Source organism: Mycobacterium sp. P4_H6, assembly GCF_056400845.1.
The window spans coordinates 14,508-36,488 of the sequence record NZ_JBFUKN010000060.1; the positions used below are offsets into that span (position 1 = coordinate 14,508).

The following is a 21,981-nucleotide window of genomic DNA, read 5'->3' on the forward strand; positions in this document are numbered from 1 at the left end:
CCCATGACCCCTGGAGGAACGCATGCCGCGGCCGTCGAAGTTTCTGACGGTGGCCGTGGCGGCTGTGTGTACGGCTGCCACGATCTCCGGGTGCGAGGCGAAGGTGTACGGCAGCCCGCCGCCACCGCCCGACGCGCCCCAACTGACCGTCGTCGCGCCGCTGGGCTCCGCCGCTCCCCTGCCCGAAGCGCCGCCCGAGCGCCCGTCCGGGACGTTCGAGGGGCTCAAGGCTCGCGAGGTGCAGGCCACCGCCGAGGCCGCCGACGCCGGTGCCGACATCACGGTGGCGGTGCTGGACCGCAACACCGGCGAGCTCGTCACCAACGGCCGCAACAACACCATCGCGATCGCCTCGGTGGTCAAGCTCTTCATCGCCGACGACCTGCTGCTGCAGGAGGCCAACGGACAGACCTCGCTGAGCCCCGAGGATCGCAGCATGCTCGACGTGATGCTGCGGTCCTCCGATGACAGTGCCGCCGAGGTGTTCTGGAACCGCAGCGGCGGCAGCGCGATCATCAACCGGGTCGTCGACCGCTACGGACTCGGCTCGACGCGCGCCCCGAACAACGGCCGCTGGTTCAACACCATCAGCACGGTGACCGATCTGGTGCGCTACTACGACATGCTGCTGGCCGGTACCGGCGGGCTGCCGTCCGAGCGCGCCAGCATCATCGTGTCCAACCTGGCGCAGTCGACGCCGACCGCACCCGACGGCATGGTGCCCGGCGGTGTCTACCCGCAGCGGTTCGGCATCCCGGAGGGGCTGTTCGCCGAACCGGTCGCGGTCAAGCAGGGCTGGATGTGCTGTATCGGCTCGGACTGGATGCATCTGTCCACCGGTGTGGTGGGCCCGGAGCGGCGCTATGTGATGGCCATCAGCTCGATGCAGCCGGCCGGCGCCGAGGAGGCACGCCAGACCATCACCGACGCGGTGCAGACGATCTTCCCCGGCGGGAGTATCTAGAGCAGATCCGGGCGGCGCTCGCGGGTCCGCTGCAAAGACTGTTCGTGGCGCCAGGCATCGATCTTGGCGTGGTCCCCGGACAGCAGCACCGGTGGCACCTCCAGCTCGCGCCACACCGGCGGCCTGGTGTAACTGGGGCCCTCCAGCAGACCGTTTGAATGCGAATCGTCTTGGTGCGACGCCGGATTGCCGAGCACCTCGGGTAACAGACGCACCACGGCCTCGACCATCACCAGGACCGCCGACTCACCACCGGCCAGCACGTAATCGCCGATGGACACCTCTTCGACCCGCATCCGCCGGGCCGCATCGTCGGCGACCCGCTGATCGATGCCCTCGTAGCGTCCGCACGCGAACACCAGATGGGCCTCGGCGCTCCAGCGTTGCGCGGTGGCCTGGGTGAACGGCCGGCCCGCCGGCGTCGGCACCACCAGAAGGGTGTCCGGCGAACAGATGTCATCGAGCGCAGCACCCCACACCGGGGCTTTCATCACCATGCCGGGCCCACCGCCGTAGGGCGAATCGTCCACCGACCGGTGCACGTCATGGGTCCACTCACGCAGATCGTGCACGCCGAGTTCGACGATGCCGGACTGAATCGCCTTGCCCGGCAACGCCTGCTGCAGCGCGTCCAGATAGGCCGGGAAGATCGTGACGACGTCGATCCGCATGCGGCGCCTACAGGTCTTCGAGGTTGAGCAGACCGTCGGGCGGATCGATGTCGATGGTGCCCTCGGCCAGCGACACCGCGGTGACGATGGCACTGACGAACGGCACCAGCAGTTCGGCGCCGTCGGGCCGCTTGATCGACAGCAGTTCGCCGGCCGCGGTGTGCAGCACCTCGGTCACCGTGCCGAGGGCCTCGCCGGCGACGGTGCGCACGGCCAGGCCCTCGAGCTGGTGATCGTAGAACTCGTCGGGATCCTCGATGGGGGGCAGATCCCCGGATTCGACCAGGAAAAGGGTGCCACGGAGTTCGTCGGCGGCATTGCGGTCGCCGACGCCGTTGAGACGCACCAGCAGTCGGCCACCGTGCTCGCGGACGGTGTCGATGACGAAGTTGCGCTCCGGTCCCCCGCGGGGTTTGCGCCCGCGGAGCACCGATCCGGCGGCGAATCGCCCCGCCGGATCATCGGTGCGGACGTCGACGACGACCTCGCCGGTGACACCGTGTGCCTTGGCGACCCGCCCGATGACCAGCTCCATTACCACTGGTCCATTACTACTGGTCGGTGTCCACCACGTCGACGCGGATCCCACGGCCACCGATACCGGCGACCAATGTGCGCAGCGCAGTCGCGGTACGTCCGCCGCGGCCGATGACCTTGCCCAGGTCATCGGGATGTACGTGCACCTCGACGGTGCGTCCACGCCGGTTGGTCACCAGGTCGACACGCACGTCGTCGGGGTTGTCGACGATCCCGCGAACGAGGTGCTCGACTGCGTCGACGACGACGGTGCTCATTCTGCGGCGGGCTCTGCGGCGGGAGCCTCGGCCTCGGCGGCCTCGGTGGTCTCGGTGGTCTCAGCCTCGTCGGCCTTCTTGGCCGGGGCCTTCTTCTTCTTGAGCTGGGTGGCCTCACCGGTGGGCGCGTTGTCGGCAGCGGCCAGCGCGGCGTTGAACAGGTCCAGCTTGGAGGGCTTGGGCTCCTTGACCCGCAAGGTGCCCTCGGCGCCGGGCAGGCCCTTGAACTTCTGCCAGTCACCGGTGATCTTGAGCAGCGCCAGGACGGGCTCGGTGGGCTGTGCGCCGACGCTCAGCCAGTACTGCACGCGCTCCGAATCGACCTCGATCAGGCTGGGCTCTTCTTTCGGCTGGTACTTGCCGATGACCTCGATGGCGCGACCGTCGCGACGGTTGCGCGCGTCGGCGACCGAGATGCGGTACTGGGGGTTGCGGATCTTGCCGAAGCGGGCGAGTTTGATCTTGACAGCCATGGTGAAGCGTTCTCCTGTGATTGCCACGCTTGCAATTCAGCGACTCGGGCGGGTTGCCCGGTCCGGTTTTGCCTCTGCGTGTGTGACCGGCGTGCGGCGCATCTAACGTGTCGCGCGCGGGACAGCGGCCTATTCTGCCAGAGCGGGCGCTACCGGCCCAAATCCTCTGCGGCGGCCACGGGCGGCTGCGTCAGACGACCCGGTCGAAGCACTTCTCCTCGACGCGCTTGGTCATCCGCCAGCCCTCCCCGGTGCGCACGAACTCGTCGTCGTACCAGAGCCCGCAGAACAGCACCTGCTGCTCATCGCCGCCCAGCACCATCGGGTTGAAGCACAGCGTCCGGGAGGTCGCGGTGTCACCGTCGATCTTCACGTCGAAGTTGCCGAGCATGTGGGCGTAGGCCGGGAAGTTCGGCAGCACCTGGGCCAGCCAGGCCTTCACCTCCGGGTAGCGCCCGTCCACCCCGCCCATGGCGCGGTAGTCGATATAGGCGTCCGCGGTGAACACCCGGTCCAAGTCGTCGAAGCGGCGCGCGTCGATGGCGGTGGAGTAGTCGACCAGCAGCTGCTGGATTTCCAGACGGTCGGAGATCTCTTCGATGCTCAGCACGCCTCGATTGAACCACTGCCACCGCTCGCGCAGGTCAGGCTTGCGGACCTTCCGAGGGCGGCCAGTGCTCCCCCGACCATTCGCCGGGCTCGGCGTGTTCGCCGCGGGCGAGCGGCACCCACTGCTCGGTGGGGGCCGGCTGCTTCGACGACGGGAAGTCGCGGAGTTCGCCCTCGGCGTGCGCGTCCCACTTGGCGAAAGTCAGCGGTGTCCGCAGCCACGCATGCAGCAGGTTGTAGACCGCCTCCAGCGATTCGATGTGAGTGCGTTCCCAACCGTGACTGCCGTCCAGCCCGAAGCCGACGAGCGCCGCACGGGTGGCCGCACCGGCTTCGATGGCCGCCGCCGCGTCCGAGCGGTAGTAGCGGAACACGTCCCGCGCGTACGGGATGCCGCGTTCCTCGGCCAGCCTGCACAGTTTGCGGGTCAGGTGATAGTCGAACGGCCCGTGCAGATCCGCCATCGGGATGGTCGCACCGTCTTCGATGGAGTGCTGACCCGGCGCGCACACCGCGTTGTCGACCGAGACCAGTTCGGCGACGTCGGGCGGCAGGCCGTGGCTCGCGCCGTGGCCGACCTCCTCGGTGATGGTCACCATGATGGTGGTCCGGTGCGCCAGCCTGGTGCGCTGCGCCATCACGTCGCGGGCCAGGGCCAGCGCCACGGCGACACCGGCCTTGCCGTCGAGGTGCCGGGAGACGATGAATCCGTCCTCGGTGAGTTCGGGACTGGCGATCAGCGCGACGAAGTCCCCGACCTGGAATCCGAGCCGCTCCAGGTCCGCAGCCGTGGACACCTTGCGGTCGATCCGGACCTCGACGTCCTCCCACTGGGTGGGCTGGGTGTCGATCTCGTCGCCGAACGCGTGCCCGGACGCCTTCAGCGGCATCACGGTGCCGGTGAAGAACTCGTCGGGATCGTCGGTGAAGATGCGCACCCGCGCTCCGGTGGCGAACCGCGCGGAGAACGTGCCCACCGGGATCAGCTCGAGTCGGCCGTTGTCCTTGAGGCGGCGCACCATGCAGCCGATGGTGTCGGCGTGCACGACGACAGCCCGTTCGACGGTGTCGGAATCGCCGGGAAGTTCGGCGTTGAGGGCGCCGCGGCGGGTCAGGGTGAACGGCACGCCGAGATCGGTGAAGATCTCGCCGATGAGTTGCATGACGGCGTCGGTGCGCCCGGACGGACTCGGCGTCTGGAGCAACGACAACAAGGTGTCGACCATCCAGTCGCGGTCAGCATCCGGCATCCGTGGCGCAGGCGTCTGTTCGGTTGTTCCGGAACTCACTGAGGCGGCTCCACTGGGTCGGGGTGCCACGCCCAGGGCGTGGCAGCGGTGCGGGGAAAGAGAAGGTCCACGAAAGCCTGTGCGGTGGGCCGTGGTTCGTGATTGGCCAGACCCGGACGCTCGTTGGCTTCGATGAAAACATACTCTTCGCCCTTCACCGAGGGCACCATCAGGTCGATACCGGTCACCGGGATGCCGATGGCATCCGCGGCATCCACCGCGACCTTGGCCAGCGTCGGGTTCAGGTCGTCGGTCACATCGACGATCGTGCCCCCGGTGTGCAGATTGGCGGTGTGGCGCACCACCAGATGCTCGTTGGCCGGCAGCACATCGTCGAGTTCCCAGCCGGCGTCGCGCACGGTGTCCTCGGTGACCGAGTCCATCGGGATCTTCGACTCACCGTGGGTGGCGCCCGCGCGGCGGCGGCTCTGCGCCTCGATGAGCTGGGCGATGGTGTGCTTGCCGCTGCCGATGATCTCGGGYGGTCGGCGCACGGCGGCCGCGATCACCTTGCCGTTGATCACGACGATGCGCAGATCCTCACCCTCGCAACGCTCTTCGATCAATACGTCGGGGCAGTGTTTGCTCGCGACTTCCAGTGCGCGGTCCAGCTCGTCGTGGCGGGTGACACCGACGGTGATGCCGGCGCCCTGCTCACCGCGGGCGGGCTTGACCACGACGGAACCGACCTTCGCCAGGAACCGCTTGTCGTCCTCACCGAAGGTCGCGGTGACGCCGCGGGGCACCCGCACCCCCGCTTCGGCCACCACCTTGCGGGCGATCCGCTTGTCATCGCAGCGGCTCATCGCGACGGCGTTGGTGAGTTCGGACAGGGATTCCCGGGTGGTGATCGAGGTGCCGCCGTGGGTGAGCTGCATGAACCCGGCCTGGGCGTCGAGGATGCGCACCGCGATACCGCGCAGCATGGCCTCGTCGGCGATGATCCGCGCGTACGGGTTGAGCTGGGCGAGTTCCTCCTCGGCTTGGGCCGGGGCGAACAGGCGCTCGTTGATCGCGTTCTTGCGTTTGACGCCGAGTTCCGGGACGCGATCGAAACCCATTCGCTCATACAGCGCGATCGCTGCCGCATTGTCGTGCAGCACAGACAGATCCATCTGGGCGCGGCCGCGGCGGATGAACTCCTCGACCAGCGAGCGCACCAGCAGGCCACCGGCCCCGGGCCGGCACAGGGTCGGGCTGACCGCCAGGCACCACAGCGACGAGCCGTTCTCCGGGTCGTCGAACAGCTGCTGGTGATCGATGCCGGTCACGGTGCCGACCACCGTGTCGGTGTCGTCCTCCACTGCCACCAGGTAGATCATGTGCGGCTCGGACTGGCTGTTGTGCCACATCAGGTCGATATCGGCGGGCACCATCCGGCACTGCAGGTAGATCTCGTTGATGGCGGCGCAGTCGGCGATGCTCTGCACCGGCCGCACCGTGACCCCGGGCAACTCCGGCGGCAGATAGGCCAGGGGTTCGGTGAGGTTCAGTCGGTAGGTGAAGCTCGGGTCGATGAAGAAGTCCTGCGGATTGAGCGCCACGAAGACGTGCGGGGCCTCCAGGTACATGCCGATATCGCGGCGACCGCTGGCTTCGGCGCGTAGCGCTGTGCCCAGCTCGCCGGGATCGTCGAATGTCTGCCCAAAGACCAGCCGACCCCAACCGAGGTCCTGGATGACCTCTTTGGACTCGGTGCCCTTCTCCGGGGTCATCTCGTTGTTACCCCATCCACATGATGCGCCAGCCACAGTTCCAACAGACCGAGTTGCCACAGCGGGTTACCCCGAAGCGGGGTCAGGGAACCATTCGGTTCTGCCAGCAGGCGATCCACTTCGGTCGGGTTGAACAGTCCGCGGGCGCGGGCCCCGTCACTGTGCAGCGCGTCGCGCACCAGGTCCAGGTACGGCCCGGCCAGATGCTTGAGCGCGGGCACCGGGAAGTAACCCTTCGGCCGGTCGATCACCTCGTGCGGGATGACCTTGCGGGCGGCCTCTTTCAACACGCCCTTTCCGTCGTAGGCGGTCTTCAGCGACGGCGGACAGGTGGCCGCGAGTTCGACGAGTTCGTGGTCCAGGAACGGCACCCGGCCTTCCAGGCCCCAGGCCATCGTCATGTTGTCCACCCGCTTGACCGGGTCGTCGACCAGCATCACGGTGGTGTCCAGGCGCAGCGCCCGGTCGGTCGCGGTGGCCGCGCCGGGATGGGCGAAGTGGTCGAGCACGTAGTCGCCTGCGATATCGGCGTCCAGGCGCCGGGCCGGCCCCACCAGGTTGTTCAGCGCCACGTGATCGCGGTCGAAGAATGCCTTGCGGTAGCTGGCGAGCGCGGCGCGCGGGTCGTCATCGGCGGCGTGCGCCATCGGCGGATACCAGTGGTACCCGGCGAAGATCTCGTCGGCGCCCTGCCCGGACTGCACCACCTTGACGTGCTTGCTGACCTCCTGGGACAGCAGGTAGAACGCGACACAGTCGTGGCTCATCATCGGCTCGCTCATGGCGCCGATCGCCCCGGACAGTGCGGGCAGCATGCGGGCGGTGTCGATCCGGATCTGGTGGTGGTCGGTGCCGTAGTGACGGGCGATGACGTCGGAGTACTTGAACTCGTCGCCCTCTTCCCCACCGGCGGCCTCGAACCCGATGGAGAAGGTCGCCAGGCCGTGCTGTCCGGCCTCGGCCAGGAGCCCGACGATCAGGCTGGAGTCCAGACCACCGGAGAGCAGGCAGCCCACCGGCACGTCGGCGACCAGTCGCCGCTCCACCGCGGTGCGCAGCGAGGCAAGGATCGCCTCTTCCCATTCGTTCTCCGACCAGTCGGCACGTTCGGCCGAGCGCTCGAAGATGGGCTCCCAGTACGTGTGCTGGGTGCGGGTGCCGTCGGGCTCGATGCGCATCAGGGTGCCCGGGGGCAGTTTGTGCACGCCCCGCAGGATGGTGTGTGGCGGCGGCACCACCGAGTGGAAGCTCAGATAATGGTGCAGCGCAACGGGATCGATCTCGGTGTCCACCCCGCCCGCGGCCACCAGCGCCGGCAGCGAGGAGGCGAACCGCAGAGCGTCGGAAACCTCGGTCCAGTACAGCGGTTTGATGCCGAGCCGGTCGCGGGCCAGCAGCACCCGGCCGGAGTCGACCTCGGTGATCGCGAAGGCGAACATGCCGAACAGATGCTCGACGACGCGTTCGCCCCACTCGCGGTACCCCTTGAGCACGACCTCGGTATCGCTGTGTGAGAAGAACCGGTAACCCTTGCCGATCAGTTCCTGACGAAGCTGCGGGTAGTTGTAGATGCAGCCGTTGAAGGCGACGGTGAGCCCGAGATCGGGGTCGTGCATGGGCTGTTGGCCGTGACTGGACAGATCGATGATCGCCAACCGGCGATGCCCGAAGGCGATTCCGTCCTGGGCCCAGAAGCCTCCACTGTCCGGGCCTCGCGGCACCATCGATTCGGCCATCTTGGCGATGGCCCCTAGGTCTGCCGACCGGCCGCGAGCAACCTCGCCGGCGATGCCGCACATTCTTTTCGTCCCCCTCGATGGTGTTCGGCCACTCTGGTTCGCGCTGGTCTTACGTTACCGGTGGGGGCCATCGCCAAACGTCTGGCGGTGAAAGGTAGTTAGGCTCACATCCCATGCGAAGGCTCCTTGCCGGTCTCATCTCCGTGATTCTGCTCTGCTCCGTCGGCACCGGCACGGCCGTCGCCGAGTTGGGCGTCGACCAACCCTCGGGCTCGGTACCGATACCGGACGGACCTGCACAGGCGTGGGTGATCGCGGACATGGACAGCGGCGCCGTGCTGGCGTCGAAAGACGGCTACGGACGGTACGCCCCGGCCAGCACCATCAAGGTGCTGCTGGCCATGGTCGTGCTCGACGAATTACCCCTGGATGCGACGGTGGTCGCCAATGAGGCCGACACCCGGGTGGAGTGCAATTGCGCCGGGGTGGCGGCCGGGCAGACCTACTCGGTGCGCCAACTGTTGGAGGGTCTGCTGCTGGTGTCGGGCAATGACGCCGCAAACACCTTGGCGACCATGCTCGGCGGCCGGCCGGCTGCGGTGGCGAAGATGAACGCCAAGGCCGCGGCGCTGGGGGCGCACGCCACGGTGGCCGGCAGCCCGTCGGGGATCGACGGTCCCGGGATCGACATGTGGTCCTCCCCGCACGATCTGGCGGTCCTCTTCCGGGCGGCGATGGCCAACCCGGTGTTCGCGCAGATCACCGCGCAACCGACGGCGGTGTTCCCGGGGAAAGCGGGCGACCGGGTGCTGGTCAATCAGGACGAACTGCTGGGCCGCTATCCCGGCATGCTGGGCGGTAAGACCGGATTCACCGACCTGGCCCGCAAGACCTTCGTCGGCGCCGCCCAACGCGACGGCCGGCGCCTGGTGGTCGCGTTGATGTTCGGGTTGATCCACGAGGGCGGCCCGACCTATTGGGATCAGGCGTCGGCGTTGCTGGACTGGGGGTTCRCCCAGGACCGCGCGGCCACCGTCGGGGCGCTCTAGTCGAGACCCGACGGATACCGTCCCGCGCACGTTTCGAGTCCTGCCGACCGTAGCCTTCGCACGTGCGACATCTGCTCGCGGCGACCGCGCTCGCCCTCAGCACGGTCATCGCGGCGCCCGCACAGGCCGCACCCGCCGTGGAACCCGTTGGCGCGCAATCGTTCACCAACGGCCCGGCCCAGGCGTATCTGCTCGCCGACCTGGACACCGGCGCCGTTCTCGCCGCCAAGGATCCGGGCGGTTCCTACGCTCCGGCCAGCACCATCAAGGTGCTGCTGGCGATGGTGGTGCTCGACAATCTGCGGCCCGACAACTTCGCGCGCGCCAACGCCTCGCACACCAAGGTCGAATGTTCCTGTGTGGGCTTGAAACCGGGCCAGCCCTACACGGTGACGCAGTTGCTCAGCGCGCTGCTCATGGTGTCGGGCAATGACGCGGCGAACATGCTTGCCGACATGTTGGGCGGCCAGCGGGCGGCGGTCGCCGCGATGAACCGCAAGGCCGTCGGCGCCGGCGCGCGCGGCACGAAGGCGTCGTCGCCGTCCGGTCTGGACGGCCCCGGCTGGGAGTCGATCACCACCCCGCACGATCTGGCCGTCATCTTCCGCGCCGCGCTGCGCTACCCGCTGATCGCGCAGATCATGCGGTCGGAGTCCGCACCGTTCCCGGGTAAGGCGCTGTCGAACCAGAACGAGCTGCTGACGCGGTACCCGGGCGACCTGGGCGGCAAGACGGGGTTCACCAACCGGGCCCGCAAGACCTACGTCGGGGCAGCTCAACGCGGGAACCGCCGACTGGTTGTGGTACAGATGTACGGAACCGGTGACCTGTACGGCCAGGCGATCAGCCTGTTGGACTGGGGATTCAGCCAACCCTGAGGGGGAGCTCCCCACAACCGCCCCCAACCAAGTAAGGTCACCCTAATTTGAACGCCGGACACCCGTCCAGGCGCGTAAAACAAGGGGGACGACGTGTCCGGCCAGGCTGATCTCTCACTCATCGTCGCCTTCGGCACCGATATGGGGAATTCCGAAGACGCCGCGATGACGTTCGCCGAGGCTGTCGGCGACATCGGCATCGAGGTCGAAGCGGTGGAACTCAACCAGGTCGAGGTCTCCGAGCTGCAGAACACCACCCACTTCATCACGGTGGTGTCCACCTTCGGCGAGGGCGAGTTCCCCGATTCGGCGACGCTGTTCTGGGAGGCACTCAGCGCCGACACCGAACGCCTCGAGCACCTTAACTTCGCGGTCCTGGCGCTCGGCGACAGCTCCTACGAATTGTTCTGCAATGCCGGCCTGCTGCTCGATCAGCGCCTGGAGGAATTGGGCGCCAAGCGGATGACCGACCGCGTCGATGTGGACGGCTTCTACGAGGAGCCGGCCAAGGCGTGGACCGCCGAACTGGTCAAGCTGCTGACCGCCGAGCAGGGCGAGGGAAGCGCGGAGGACTCCGCGGCAGCACCCGTCCCCGTCCCCGAACGTGCCGAACCCCGCGAACGCAACGTTCCGGTCGTCGCGCGCCTCGCGGTCAACCGGTGGCTCAATGCGACCGAGTCCGACAAGGAGGTCCGGCACTTCGAGGTGGACCTCACCGGGACCGGGATCACCTATCAGGCAGGCGATTCCATCGCGGTGCACGCCACCAACGATCCGGCTCTGGTCGAGGCGCTGCTGGCCGGACTCGGCGTCGGTGCGGATTACGCGGTCAACGGTCATGACAAGCCGCTGGGCACCCTGCTCACCGAACACTTCGAGATCCGCACGCCGTCACGCGCGCTGCTCAGCCTGGCCGCCTCGCGCACCCCCGATGAGACGGTCGCCGAGACCCTGCGGTCCGGGGACACCCACGGCGGCACCGAGGGTTCCTGGCTGTACGGCAAGGACGTCCTGGACATCATCGGGTTGGCCGACGTGAAGGTCGACGAGGTCATCGACACGCTGCGTCCACTGCAGTTCCGCGATTACTCGATCGCCAGTAGCCCGCTGGCTCACCCCGACAGCGTCCACCTGACCGTGGCCAGCGTGCGCTACGACGTCCAGGGCCGTCGGCACGGCGGTGTCGCCTCCACCTTCCTGGCCGACCGCTGCGAGGACGTGCTGGTGCACCTGCGGCCCAACAACCATTTCCGGCTGCCCGCCGGTGATGTGCCGATCATCATGATCGGCCCCGGCACCGGCATAGCACCCTTCCGCGCGTTCTTGCAGGAGCGCAAGGCCAGTTCCGCGACGGGCCGGTCATGGCTGTTCTTCGGTGACCGCCGCCGCGCGACCGACTACCTGTACGGCGAAGAACTCGAGGAGTTCGTCGCCTCCGGTGTGCTGACCCGGCTGGACCTGGCTTTCTCGCGCGATCAGGACGCCAAGGTGTATGTGCAGCAACGTATTCAGGAGAATGCCGAGGAGTTCTACGGCTGGCTGCAGGACGGTGCACACGTGTACGTGTGCGGGGATGCCGACCGGATGGCCAAGGATGTGGACGCCGCCCTACACGATGTGATCGCCCGAGTCGGCCGGCTGGATGCCGCGGCCGCGCACAGCTACGTCAACGACATGATCAAGAGCCACCGCTACGTGCGCGACGTGTACTGAGCTACTTCCAGACCCGGCCGCGCAGGATCACCAGATCCGGGTTGCCCACCCCGACCTCGCGGGGGTCCTCGGCGAAGCACAGCAGGTCCGCGGATGCGCCGTGTTCCAAGGCCGGTCGCCCCAGCCAGGCCCGCGCGTCCCAGCTCGCCGCACCCAGTGCCTGCGTCGGGCTCATCCCGACACCCTTGAGCGCGTCGATCTCATCACCGATGCGGCCGTGCTTGACCATGCCGCCGGCATCGGTGCCCGCGTAGATCGGCACCCCGGCGTCGTGGGCGGCGCCCACGCGCTGCTTGCAGGACGCGTAGAGGTCGCGCATGTGCTTGGCGTAGGTCGGGTACTTTCCGGCGGCATCGGCGATCCCGGGGAAGTTGTCGATGTTGATCAGCGTGGGCACCAGCGCGGTGCCGTGCTCCAGCATCAGCTCGATGGTGTCCTCGGTGATGCCGGTACCGTGCTCGATGCAATCGATGCCGGCGTTGATCAGCCCGGGCAGCGCATCCTCACCGAACACGTGCGCGGTGACGCGCGCCCCGTTGGCGTGCGCGGCCGCGATCGCCTCGACCAGCACGTCATCGGACCACAGCGGCGCCAGGTCGCCCACTCCCCTGTCGATCCAGTCGCCGACCAGCTTCACCCAGCCGTCGCCCCAGCGTGCCTGCTCGGCGACATAGGCCGGCAGCTGCGTCTCGTCCTCGATATCGATCGGCAGGCCGGGCATGTAGCGCTTGGGCCGGGCCAGGTGCCTGCCGGCGCGGATGATGCGCGGCAGGTCTTCGCGGTCATCGAGGCTGCGGGTGTCCACCGGGGAACCGGCGTCACGCAGCAGCAGGGCGCCGGCGCCGCGTTCGGTCTCGGCCTGTTCGATCGCTTCCTCGAAAGTGGTCGCGCCGCCGGGCCCGAGCCCGACATGGCAGTGCGCATCAACCAGACCGGGGATGATCCAGCCGCCGTCAAAGACGGTGTCGGCGTTGGCGATCGACTCGGCCGACAGCGTGCCCCGGTGAATCCACCACTGCACCTCCTCGCCATCGGGTAGGCCCCGGCCGCGAAGATGCAGCGGCTGCATATCTAGTTCTGCCCCGGGAATTTCAGCTTGGACAGATCGATGTTGGCCAGACCCGGCGGTAACTCGTCCAGGCCCTTGGGCATCCCGGTCAGGTCCGGGAACCCGGCGGGCAGACCCGCGCCCATCGGATTCTTTGGCGGCGTCGGCCCGCGGCCCTTCTTCTTGCCGGCCTGCTTGTTCTTGCCCTTGCCGGCCTTGCGCGGGGAGCTCTTGCGCCCGAACGGCATTCCCATCTGGCCTGCCATCTGGGACATCATCTTGCGGGCCTCGAAGAAACGGTCGACGAGCTGGTTGACCTCGCCCACCGAGACACCGGATCCGTTGGCGATGCGCAGCCGGCGCGAGCCGTTGATGATCTTCGGGTCGGCCCGCTCGGCGGGCGTCATGCCACGGATGATGGCCTGCACGCGGTCGAGCTGGCTGTCGTCGACGGCGGCCAGCGCGTCCTTCATCTGGCCGGCGCCGGGCAGCATGCCGAGCAGGTTGCCGATCGGGCCCATCTTGCGGATCGTGAGCATCTGCTCGAGGAAGTCCTCCAGCGTCAGCTCACCCGAGCCGATCTTGGCCGCCGCGGCTTCGGCCTGTTCGGCGTCGAAGTGCTGTTCGGCCTGCTCGATGAGCGACAGCACGTCGCCCATGCCAAGGATGCGGCTGGCCATCCGGTCGGGGTGGAAGACGTCGAAGTCTTCGAGCTTCTCACCGCTGGAGGCGAAGAGGATCGGCACGCCGGTGATCTCGCGGACCGACAGCGCAGCACCACCGCGGGCGTCACCGTCGAGCTTGGTCAGCACGACGCCGGTGAATCCGACGCCGGATCCGAAGGCCTCGGCGGTGGTGACGGCGTCCTGGCCGATCATCGCGTCAAGCACGAACAGCGTCTCGTCGGGCGTGACGGCGTCGCGGATGGCCGCGGCCTGGCTCATCAGCTCCTCGTCGATACCGAGACGGCCCGCGGTGTCGACGATGACGACGTCGTAGTGCTTGGACTTGGCTTCGGCCAGGCCGGCGGTGGCCACCGAGACCGGATCGCCGGTGGTCATCTGGTCGATGGTCACGCCGTCGGGTGAGACCCCCGGGTGCGGTGCGAACACCGCGACACCGGCGCGCTCGCCGACGATCTGCAGCTGGCGCACCGCGCCGGGGCGCTGCAGGTCACAGGCCACCAGCAGCGGGGTGTGCCCCTGCGCCTTGAGCCATTTGGCGAGCTTTCCGGCCAGCGTCGTCTTACCGGAACCCTGCAGACCGGCGAGCATGATCACCGTCGGTGGGTTCCTGGCGAACGCGAGCTGCCGGGTCTCCCCGCCGAGGATGCCGACGAGCTCCTCGTTGACGATCTTGACGACCTGCTGGGCCGGGTTCAGCGCGGCCGAGACCTCCGCGCCCTTGGAGCGGTCCTTGATGCGGCCGACGAAGGCGCGCACCACGGGCAGCGACACGTCGGCTTCGAGCAGGGCCAGCCGGATCTCCCGCGCGGTGGCGTCGATATCGGCTTCAGTCAGCCGACCTCGGGCGCGCAGGCCCTGCAGTGCACCGGTCAACCGGTCAGAGAGCGATTCAAACACCTGATAAGCCTAACGGTCGGAGTTCTGGCCCGAGGCGGCCCGCTGACGCTAATCTGTCAACGCACGATGACAGATTTGGCCGGAGGCCCCCATGACAGCGATCGACGTCCCCCTCCCCGAGGTGCGCAGCAACCTCGACGAGCCGACGAGCGTCACGCACATCAGCCAGTGCACGCTGTGTGAGGCGCACTGCGGAATCCACGTGACGGTCACCGATGACCAGGTCAGCAGAATCGCCGGCAACCCCGACGATGTGTTCTCCAAGGGCTACATCTGTCCCAAGGCGACCGCGATGGGCGGCCTGCACCACGACCCCGACCGGCTGCGCACGCCGATGCGACGGGTCGGGGACTCCTTCGAACCGGTCAGCTGGGCCGAGGCCTTCACCGAGATCGGCGCCCGGCTGCGGCGTGTCCGCCGCCGGCACGGCGTGCGCGCGCTGGGCATGTACCTGGGCAACCCCGCCGCGCACAGTTCGGGCGCCATGTACGGGCTCGCGCTGCGCATCGCGCTGCTCACCCCGAACTTCTATTCGGCGTCGTCCATCGACCAGATGCCGCACGAGTACGCCGCGTGGCGGGTGTTCGGGTCCAACGTGCTGGTGCCGATCACCGATATCGACCGCACCCAGCGGCTGGTGATCCTGGGCGCCAACCCGGCGGTGTCCAACGGCTCGCTGTCGATCATGCCCGGCGCCAGACGGCGGATCAAAGCGGTGCGGGACCGCGGCGGCAAGGTGGTGGTCATCGATCCCCGCCGCACCGAGACCACCCGGCTGGCCGATCAGCACGTCGCGGTGCGCCCGGGCGGTGACCTCTACCTGCTGCTGGGCATGCTCCATGTACTGATCAACGAGAACCTCTGCGACACAGCGGCCCTCGACACGATCACGACGGGCCGGCAAGACCTCGCCGACCTGGTCGAGCACGCCACCCCGGAAGCCATGGCCGCTTGCGCCGGTGTCGAGGCCGACGAGATCCGGACACTGGCCCGCGAGCACGCCGCCGCCGAATCGGCGGCCATCTACGCCCGTATCGGCATCTGCCAGCAGGAAACCGGGACGCTGGTGAGTTGGCTGGTCATGGTGATCAACACCGTCACCGGCAACCTGGACCGGCCGGGCGGCACCATGTTCTCCACCCCGATCGTCGATGTGCCGCGGCTGGCCAAGTTCATCCCCGTCGGGCACGGCCTGTGGACCGACCGCTCCGGCCGGTACAAGGCATTCCGCGCCGAACTGCCCGCGGTGGCGATGGCCGACGAGATCCTCACCGAGGGCGCGGGGAAGATCCGGGCGATGATCACCTACGCCGGGAATCCGGTGTCCTCGATCCCGCAGAAGAGCCGTCTGGCCGAGGGCCTGGCGCAGCTGGATCTGTATGTGGCCGTGGACATGTACATCACCGAGACGACCCGGCACGCCGACTTCATCCTGCCGCCGGTGTCCCCACTGGAGCGCGAGGATGTCGGGCTGCTCACCACGGTGTTCAGCGTGCGCAACAACATTCGCTATCAGCACCGCACCTTCGAACCGGCGATCGGCGCCCTGGAGGACTGGGAGATCCTGAGCCGGTTGACCTTCGAATTACTCCCGGCCCCACTTCGCCAGCTCGCCGCGCCGCTGCGCGAGAAGTTCATCGCCTTCGCCAATCCGCTCCGGGTCACCGCCGCCGCGCTGGCCACCGGTCCGTACGGCCGGCTGCGGCGCGGCCGCAAGGGCGTCACCATGAAGGCGCTGCGCAACAGTGCCGGCGGTATCGATCTCGGCCCGCTGCAACCCCGACTGGACAAGGTGCTGGCCACCTCGGACCGCCGGGTGCATCTGGCACCCGCGGAGTTCATCGCCGACGCCGCCGCCCGGCTGGCCACCCCGGACGAGGAGCCCGGGGACGGCCGGTTGCAGCTGATCGGCCGACGCAACCTGCGCAGCAACAACTCCTGGCTGCACAATGTGCCGTCGATGACGGGCGGCAACAACACGTGCACGGTGCTGATGCACCCCGATGACGCGGCGACGCGTGGACTGGCCCAGGGCGACACCGTGCGCATCACCTCGGAAACCGGGCACATCGACATACCGCTGGACATCAGCGACGAGATGCGGGCGGGCACGGTCGCCGTGCCGCACGGGTGGGGACACCGCGACACCGGCTGGCAGCACGCGAACACGTTGGGTGGCGCCAACGTCAACGATCTGCACGACCCCGATCAGGTGGACACCTTCACCGGGACGGCGGCGGTGAACAACACCTGGGTCACGGTCGCCCCGGCCTAACTGGCTTCGGGCACCTTTTTCGGCGGTGGTGCGGGCAGCATCGCGTACAGATCGCGTTCCAGATCGGCACGCGCCTCGGCGATCTTGGCGGCGTCCTCACCGGCGGTCAGAGCGGGCACCGTGATGCTGAAGACGTCGATCACCACCGAGCCCAGGGTGGTGACCTTGGCCCAGTTGATGTCCAGGCCGTCGCGTTCGATGACGGCGGTGAGCCGCGCCAGCAGACCGGGCCGGTCGGAGGCGCGGATCTGGACGAAGAACTCACCGGGTGCGCCGCCGTCGGTCCACAGGATGCGCGGCGGGGCGATGGTGTGGTTGACCGGCACCGAGGCCGGGGTCTCCCCCGCCCGGTGCGGAGCAGCCGCCGCGCTTTCCAGGTCCCGCCGCTCAAGGGTCTCGATGACGTCGAGCTGACCGTCCAGGGCCAGGATGAACTGCTGGCGCAGCAGTTCGGCGGCCGGTGGCGTACCGAAGTGCGGTGAGACCGCGAAGGTGTTGATGGCCACCCCGTCGCGGCTGTTCACCGACGCCGAGTGCACCCGAAGGGCGTGCAGCGCCAACACACCGGCGGCCTTGGACAGCAGACCGCGGCGGTCCGGGGCGATCATCGTGACGTTGTGGATGTGCGGGCCTTCACCGGCCACCATCTCGACATGGACCACCCCGTCGGCGGCCAGTTCCAGGTAGCGGGGGTCGACGGGATCCGGTGTGGGCAGCGGTTCGCCGGCCATCACCAGCCGGCACCGGCGCACCAGATCACCGATGAGCGAGGACTTCCAGTCCCCCCACACCCCGGGTCCGGTGGCCAACGAGTCCGCCTCGGCCAGCACGTGCAGCAGTTCCAGTAGTTGGTAGTCGCCGCCGAGCGCGTCGACGACGGTGGCAATGGTCTTGGGGTCCTGCAGGTCTCGGCGGGTGGCGGTGTCGGGCAGCAGCAGGTGGTAGCGCACGATCTTGGACAGCACCTCGACATCGGAGGGCCACAGGCCCAGTCGGGTGCCGATCTGGGTGGCCAGTTCGGCTCCGATGACGCTGTGGTCGCCGCCGCGCCCCTTGCCGATGTCGTGTACCAACGCACCGAGCACCAGCAGGTCCGGGCGGGACACCCGGGTGGTGAATGCACTTGCCCGGGAAACGGTTTCGACCAGGTGCCGGTCGACGGTCCAGATGTGCACGACATCGCGCGGCGGCAGGTCGCGCACCGCACCCCATTCGGGGAACAGCCGTCCCCACAGGCCGGTGCGGTCCAGCGCTTCGATGGTGTTCACCGCGGCGGGCCCGGCGGACAGCAGCACCAGCAGGTCCTTGAGCGCCTCGCGCGGCCACGGGGTGCGCAGTTCGGGTGCGGCACCGGCGAGCCGGCTGAGCGTCGATGCGGCGATCGGCAGCGCGGTGGTGGCCGAGGCGGCGGCCACCCGCAGGATCAGGCCGGGGTCGCGTTCGGGCTTGGCGTCGCGGGCCAGGATCACCTCGCCGGCGAACTCGATGACTCCCTCGTCGAGCGGTCGGCGAGCCGGGCGGCGCAGCGCGGCGAATCCGCGGCGCGGCAATGCGTTTCCCGCGGTGCGGATACCGGCATCGACGTAGTAGCTGATGGTGCGTGCGGCATCGGAGATGGTGCGGGCCAGGTCGAACCGGTCCCCGATGCGCAGGGCGGCGCCGATCTCATCGGCGTACTGGGCCAGCACCTGTTCGCGGCCGCGCTTGGAGACGCGGTGCAGTTCGGTGCGGACGTTGAGCAGCGCGAGATGGGCCTCGCCGAGGGTGCCGGTGGGTGAGGCCAGCAGCCGGCTCGGGTAGACGTCGGCGAGTTGGGCGATGGCCAGGCCGTTGAGCAGCTGCACATCACGCAGGCCTCCGCGGCCGTTCTTCAGGTCCGGCTCGGCGCGATGCGCGATCTGTCCGCTGCGTTCCCAGCGGGCGCGGGTGTGCTCGACGAGTTCCTCGTAACGCGAGGCGATTCCGATGCGCCACTGGCGCCGCGCCCCGCCGGTGAGCAGCGCGGACAGTTCGGCGTCACCGGCGATGTGGCGGGCGTCGAGCATGGCCATCCCGGCGGAGATGTCCTCGCCGGCCACCTGCAGCGCCTCGGGCACCGTGCGCACGCTGTGGTCGATGTGAATGTTGGCGTCCCACAGCGGGTACCAGAGCAGTTCGGCGACCTGGGAGACGATATCGGCCGGCATGTTGTCGTGCAGCAGCATGAGGTCGAGGTCGGAGTATGGCAGCAGTTCGCCACGTCCCAGGCCGCCGGTGGCCACGATGGCGAACCCGCTGGTGGGGGTGATGCCGATCTCGGCGGCCTTGGTGGACAACCAGAATTCGTTGAGGTCGAGCAGCGCGTCGCGCAGTGCGGCTGAATCCAGTTGCTTGCCACCGATGTCGAGCAGTTGTTTCGATGCCTTGGCCAGATCATTGGCCGGACGCGGCGATCCCGCTGCCGGAGCCTCCCATCGGGAAGCTCCAGCAGCGGGATCTGGTGTCTGATCAGTCATTTCGGTCCTCCCCCGGCCCTACGTTCGAACGGTCACATATTTGGCCGGGAAACGACCCTCCAGCTGATTAGAGTGCGTCGACTCCCCGCTCACCGGTGCGCACACGCACAACGGTGTCCACGGGGCTCACCCACACCTTGCCGTCACCGATCTTTCCGGTGCGGGCCGCCTGCACGATGACGTCCACCACCTTGTCCACGGCGGAGTCGTCGACGACGACCTCGACGCGCACCTTCGGCACGAAGTCCACCGAATACTCGGCGCCACGGTAAACCTCGGTGTGGCCCTTCTGGCGTCCGTAGCCCTGCACCTCGCTGACGGTCATTCCGAGAATGCCCGTCTGCTCCAGGCCCGTCTTGACGTCTTCAAGAGTGAACGGTTTGACGATCGCAGTGATCAGTTTCATTTAGTCGATTCCTTCCAGGACTCAGTCAATTGTTCCCGATCATGCGAGTTCATAAGCGGTTTCTGCGTGCTCGGTCTCATCGATACCGGTGTCTTCGTCTTCCTTGGTGACTCGCCAGCCTAGTGGCTTGACCACGAAGGCGATGATCGTCGTCAGTACGGCGGTGAACAGCAGTGCCACTCCGGCGATCACGATCTGGACGACCAGCTGCTTGTAGTCGCCGCCCACGAACAGGCCGGCGTCGGTGGCGAAGAAGCCCAGCGCGACGGTGCCCCACAGGCCGGAGACGAGGTGCACGCCGACGACGTCGAGCGAATCGTCGTAGCCGAACTTGTACTTCAGACCGATTGCCAAGGCCGACAACACACCGGCGATGGCACCGACGACCAGCGACCAGACCGGGGTCAGGTTGCCGCAGGCAGGGGTGATGGCGACCAGACCGGCGACCACACCCGAGGCGGCACCCACGCTGGTGGCGTGGCCGTCACGCAGACGCTCCACGATCAACCAGCCGAGCATCGCGGCGGCGGTGGCGGCGGTGGTGTTGACCCACACCAGACCGGCCAGCATGTCGGCGCCACCCTCGGAACCGACGTTGAAGCCGAACCAGCCGAACCACAGGATGGCGGCGCCGAGCATCACGAACGGGATGTTGTGCGGACGGAACGCGGTCTTGCCGAAGCCGGCCCGCTTGCCCAGCAGCACCGCGAGAACCAGCGCGGCCATACCGGCGTTGATGTGAACGACTGTGCCACCGGCGAAGTCGATGGGTGCGACGTTGGCCGCGCCTTCCTCGTCGACACCGAACAGCTTGGCCGCCAGACCCTGCTCGTTGGCCGACAGCAGACCGCCGCCCCAGACCATGTGCGACAGCGGGAAGTACACGAAGGTGACCCAGAGGCCGCCGAAGACCAGCCAGGTGCCGAACTTCATGCGCTCGGCGACCGCGCCGCTGATGAGCGCGACGGTGATGACCGCGAAGGTGAGCTGGAAGGCGACCCACACAATGGCCGGCACGGTGCCGAAGCCGCCGTAGACGAAGCTCTCAACGCCGTTGATCTCGCGGACCTCGGCGAGCTGGTTCACGCCGAACAGCGAGAACGGGCTGTCGAAGAAGAGGCCGGGCTGGTCACCGGTGTGTCCCGCGGAGAAGGACATCGAGTAGCCCCACAGCACGTAGATGACGCTGACCAGGCCCAGCGAGCCGAACGACATCATCATCATGTTCAGGACGGACTTCTGCCGGGACAGACCACCGTAGAAGAACGCGAGGCCGGGCGTCATGAACAACACCAGGGCTGCCGAGATGAGGACCCACGCGGTGTTACCGGTGTCCAATCCATCCGGGCCGAACGGCAGGAAACTATCGTCCGGCAAAGCCGTGACGACGTCGCTTAAGGCAAAGACCACTTTGTGTGAACCTCCTCGGGATTTCGCCGACGAATCGGCCTCCCGAAGAGACTCTTTTGCCCGCGTTTCATCCGTGGTTCACAGATGTTTCGCTGGGGTGAACGGATTGGCCTTGTCTGTTACACGTGTGTTTCTGGGTTGCGAAACGGCTATCCGAGGAGGGCGTCGACGAACGCGGCGGGCTCGAACGGCGCCAAATCGTCGGGTCCTTCGCCCAATCCGACGAGCTTGACGGGCACGCCGAGTTCCTGCTGAACGCGGAAAACGATGCCGCCCTTGGCCGTGCCGTCGAGCTTTGTCAGCACCACCCCGGTGATGGCGACGACCTCGGCGAAAACCTTGGCCTGCGGCAGGCTGTTCTGTCCGATGGTGGCGTCCAGCACCAGCAGCACCTCGTCGACCTTGGCGCGCTTCTCGACCACGCGTTTGACCTTGCCGAGCTCGTCCATCAACCCGGTCTTGGTGTGCAGGCGTCCGGCGGTGTCGATGACGACGACGTCGGCGCCGTTCTGGATGCCCTTGTCGACGGCGTCGAACGCGACCGAGGCCGGGTCGGCGCCCTCGGGTCCGCGCACGGTATCGGCGCCGACACGGGAACCCCAGCTCTGCAGCTRATCGGYGGCGGCGGCGCGGAAGGTGTCCGCGGCGCCGAGCACCACACGGCGCCCGTCGGCGACCAGGACGCGGGCCAGCTTGCCGACGGTGGTGGTCTTGCCGGTGCCGTTGACGCCGACGACGAGCAGCACCGAGGGCTTGTCCTCATGCGGCAGTGCGCGGATGGAGCGGTCCAGATCGGGGCGCAGTTCGGAGATCAGCACCTCCTTGAGCACGGCGCGGGCGTCGGCCTCGGTGCGCACCGAGGCACTGGCC

General features: G+C 67.9%; 18 protein-coding genes and 1 pseudogene. 5 read left to right on the plus strand and 14 right to left on the minus strand.

Annotation, left to right across the window (positions count from 1 at the left end; genetic code table 11):
* The first annotated feature begins 22 nt into the window (after nucleotides 1–22).
* Complete coding sequence (locus AC1DTF_RS22115) at nucleotides 23–964, plus strand: serine hydrolase (protein WP_477475629.1); 942 nt, start codon at nucleotides 23–25, stop codon at nucleotides 962–964.
* On the opposite strand, the gene trmD is transcribed toward AC1DTF_RS22115, so the two are convergent.
* The 8 genes and pseudogenes from trmD to AC1DTF_RS22155 all read right to left on the minus strand — a co-directional run bounded on the left by trmD (nucleotide 961) and on the right by AC1DTF_RS22155 (nucleotide 8,314).
* Entirely contained in the window at nucleotides 961–1,635 is a 675-nt protein-coding gene (gene trmD, locus AC1DTF_RS22120) for a tRNA (guanosine(37)-N1)-methyltransferase TrmD (RefSeq protein WP_057166380.1), read from the minus strand. The genes AC1DTF_RS22115 and trmD overlap by 4 nt on opposite strands.
* 7 nt (nucleotides 1,636–1,642) lie before the next feature.
* Complete coding sequence (gene rimM / locus AC1DTF_RS22125) at nucleotides 1,643–2,170, minus strand: ribosome maturation factor RimM (RefSeq protein ID WP_477475630.1); 528 nt, start codon at nucleotides 2,168–2,170, stop codon at nucleotides 1,643–1,645.
* Between the two features lie 16 nt (nucleotides 2,171–2,186).
* On the minus strand, nucleotides 2,187–2,429 hold the full coding sequence (locus AC1DTF_RS22130) for an RNA-binding protein (protein ID WP_056548932.1): 243 nt from the start codon (nucleotides 2,427–2,429) through the stop codon (nucleotides 2,187–2,189).
* Nucleotides 2,430–2,451: 22 nt separating this feature from the next.
* A pseudogene (rpsP, locus tag AC1DTF_RS22135) lies at nucleotides 2,452–2,902 on the minus strand (30S ribosomal protein S16); the annotation flags it as partial.
* 190 nt (nucleotides 2,903–3,092) lie between these two features.
* Nucleotides 3,093–3,512, minus strand: coding sequence for a nuclear transport factor 2 family protein (locus tag AC1DTF_RS22140; protein ID WP_057166377.1), 420 nt, complete (start codon nucleotides 3,510–3,512; stop codon nucleotides 3,093–3,095).
* 34 nt (nucleotides 3,513–3,546) lie between these two features.
* On the minus strand, nucleotides 3,547–4,761 hold the full coding sequence (locus AC1DTF_RS22145; protein WP_057166376.1) for an osmoprotectant NAGGN system M42 family peptidase: 1,215 nt from the start codon (nucleotides 4,759–4,761) through the stop codon (nucleotides 3,547–3,549).
* 35 nt (nucleotides 4,762–4,796) lie between these two features.
* Nucleotides 4,797–6,515: an N-acetylglutaminylglutamine synthetase gene (ngg, locus tag AC1DTF_RS22150; RefSeq protein ID WP_057166375.1), complete on the minus strand. Its 1,719-nt coding sequence runs from the start codon at nucleotides 6,513–6,515 to the stop codon at nucleotides 4,797–4,799.
* Nucleotides 6,512–8,314, minus strand: a complete 1,803-nt coding sequence (locus tag AC1DTF_RS22155; RefSeq protein WP_477475631.1) for an N-acetylglutaminylglutamine amidotransferase — start codon at nucleotides 8,312–8,314, stop codon at nucleotides 6,512–6,514. Before AC1DTF_RS22155 ends, ngg begins: the two co-directional genes overlap by 4 nt.
* Nucleotides 8,315–8,427: 113 nt before the next feature.
* On the opposite strand from AC1DTF_RS22155, the gene AC1DTF_RS22160 reads away from it, so the two are divergent.
* The 3 genes from AC1DTF_RS22160 to AC1DTF_RS22170 all read left to right on the plus strand — a co-directional run bounded on the left by AC1DTF_RS22160 (nucleotide 8,428) and on the right by AC1DTF_RS22170 (nucleotide 11,894).
* On the plus strand, nucleotides 8,428–9,303 hold the full coding sequence (locus AC1DTF_RS22160; protein WP_477475632.1) for a D-alanyl-D-alanine carboxypeptidase family protein: 876 nt from the start codon (nucleotides 8,428–8,430) through the stop codon (nucleotides 9,301–9,303).
* A gap of 62 nt (nucleotides 9,304–9,365) precedes the next feature.
* Nucleotides 9,366–10,181: a D-alanyl-D-alanine carboxypeptidase family protein gene (locus AC1DTF_RS22165; protein ID WP_477475633.1), complete on the plus strand. Its 816-nt coding sequence runs from the start codon at nucleotides 9,366–9,368 to the stop codon at nucleotides 10,179–10,181.
* 93 nt (nucleotides 10,182–10,274) lie between these two features.
* Nucleotides 10,275–11,894, plus strand: a complete 1,620-nt coding sequence (locus tag AC1DTF_RS22170; protein WP_477475634.1) for a diflavin oxidoreductase — start codon at nucleotides 10,275–10,277, stop codon at nucleotides 11,892–11,894.
* A gap of 1 nt (nucleotide 11,895) precedes the next feature.
* On the opposite strand, the gene AC1DTF_RS22175 is transcribed toward AC1DTF_RS22170, so the two are convergent.
* Both AC1DTF_RS22175 and ffh read right to left on the minus strand, forming a co-directional pair.
* Nucleotides 11,896–12,963, minus strand: a complete 1,068-nt coding sequence (locus AC1DTF_RS22175) for an amidohydrolase family protein (protein ID WP_477475635.1) — start codon at nucleotides 12,961–12,963, stop codon at nucleotides 11,896–11,898.
* Between the two features lie 2 nt (nucleotides 12,964–12,965).
* The gene (ffh, locus tag AC1DTF_RS22180) at nucleotides 12,966–14,525 is read right to left on the minus strand and encodes a signal recognition particle protein (protein WP_057166369.1); all 1,560 of its coding nucleotides are present in this window, start codon (nucleotides 14,523–14,525) and stop codon (nucleotides 12,966–12,968) included.
* A gap of 91 nt (nucleotides 14,526–14,616) precedes the next feature.
* Here ffh and AC1DTF_RS22185 point away from each other — a divergent pair, with 91 nt between their 5' ends.
* Nucleotides 14,617–16,800 carry a molybdopterin-dependent oxidoreductase gene (locus AC1DTF_RS22185; RefSeq protein ID WP_477475636.1) on the plus strand — a complete coding sequence of 728 codons (2,184 nt, stop codon included), beginning with the start codon at nucleotides 14,617–14,619 and terminating at the stop codon, nucleotides 16,798–16,800.
* On the opposite strand, the gene AC1DTF_RS22190 is transcribed toward AC1DTF_RS22185, so the two are convergent.
* The 4 genes from AC1DTF_RS22190 to ftsY all read right to left on the minus strand — a co-directional run.
* Nucleotides 16,797–19,295 (minus strand): [protein-PII] uridylyltransferase, encoded by a 2,499-nt coding sequence (locus AC1DTF_RS22190; protein WP_477475637.1) that lies wholly within the window; start codon nucleotides 19,293–19,295, stop codon nucleotides 16,797–16,799. The two genes, AC1DTF_RS22185 and AC1DTF_RS22190, sit on opposite strands and share 4 nt — an antisense overlap.
* A 67-nt stretch (nucleotides 19,296–19,362) precedes the next feature.
* Nucleotides 19,363–19,701, minus strand: a complete 339-nt coding sequence (locus tag AC1DTF_RS22195; RefSeq protein WP_030133509.1) for a P-II family nitrogen regulator — start codon at nucleotides 19,699–19,701, stop codon at nucleotides 19,363–19,365.
* A 39-nt stretch (nucleotides 19,702–19,740) separates the two neighbouring features.
* Complete coding sequence (locus AC1DTF_RS22200) at nucleotides 19,741–21,078, minus strand: ammonium transporter (protein WP_268766283.1); 1,338 nt, start codon at nucleotides 21,076–21,078, stop codon at nucleotides 19,741–19,743.
* Nucleotides 21,079–21,260: 182 nt separating this feature from the next.
* The coding region (ftsY, locus tag AC1DTF_RS22205; RefSeq protein WP_477475638.1) for a signal recognition particle-docking protein FtsY at nucleotides 21,261–21,981 on the minus strand (721 nt) is incomplete at its 5' end.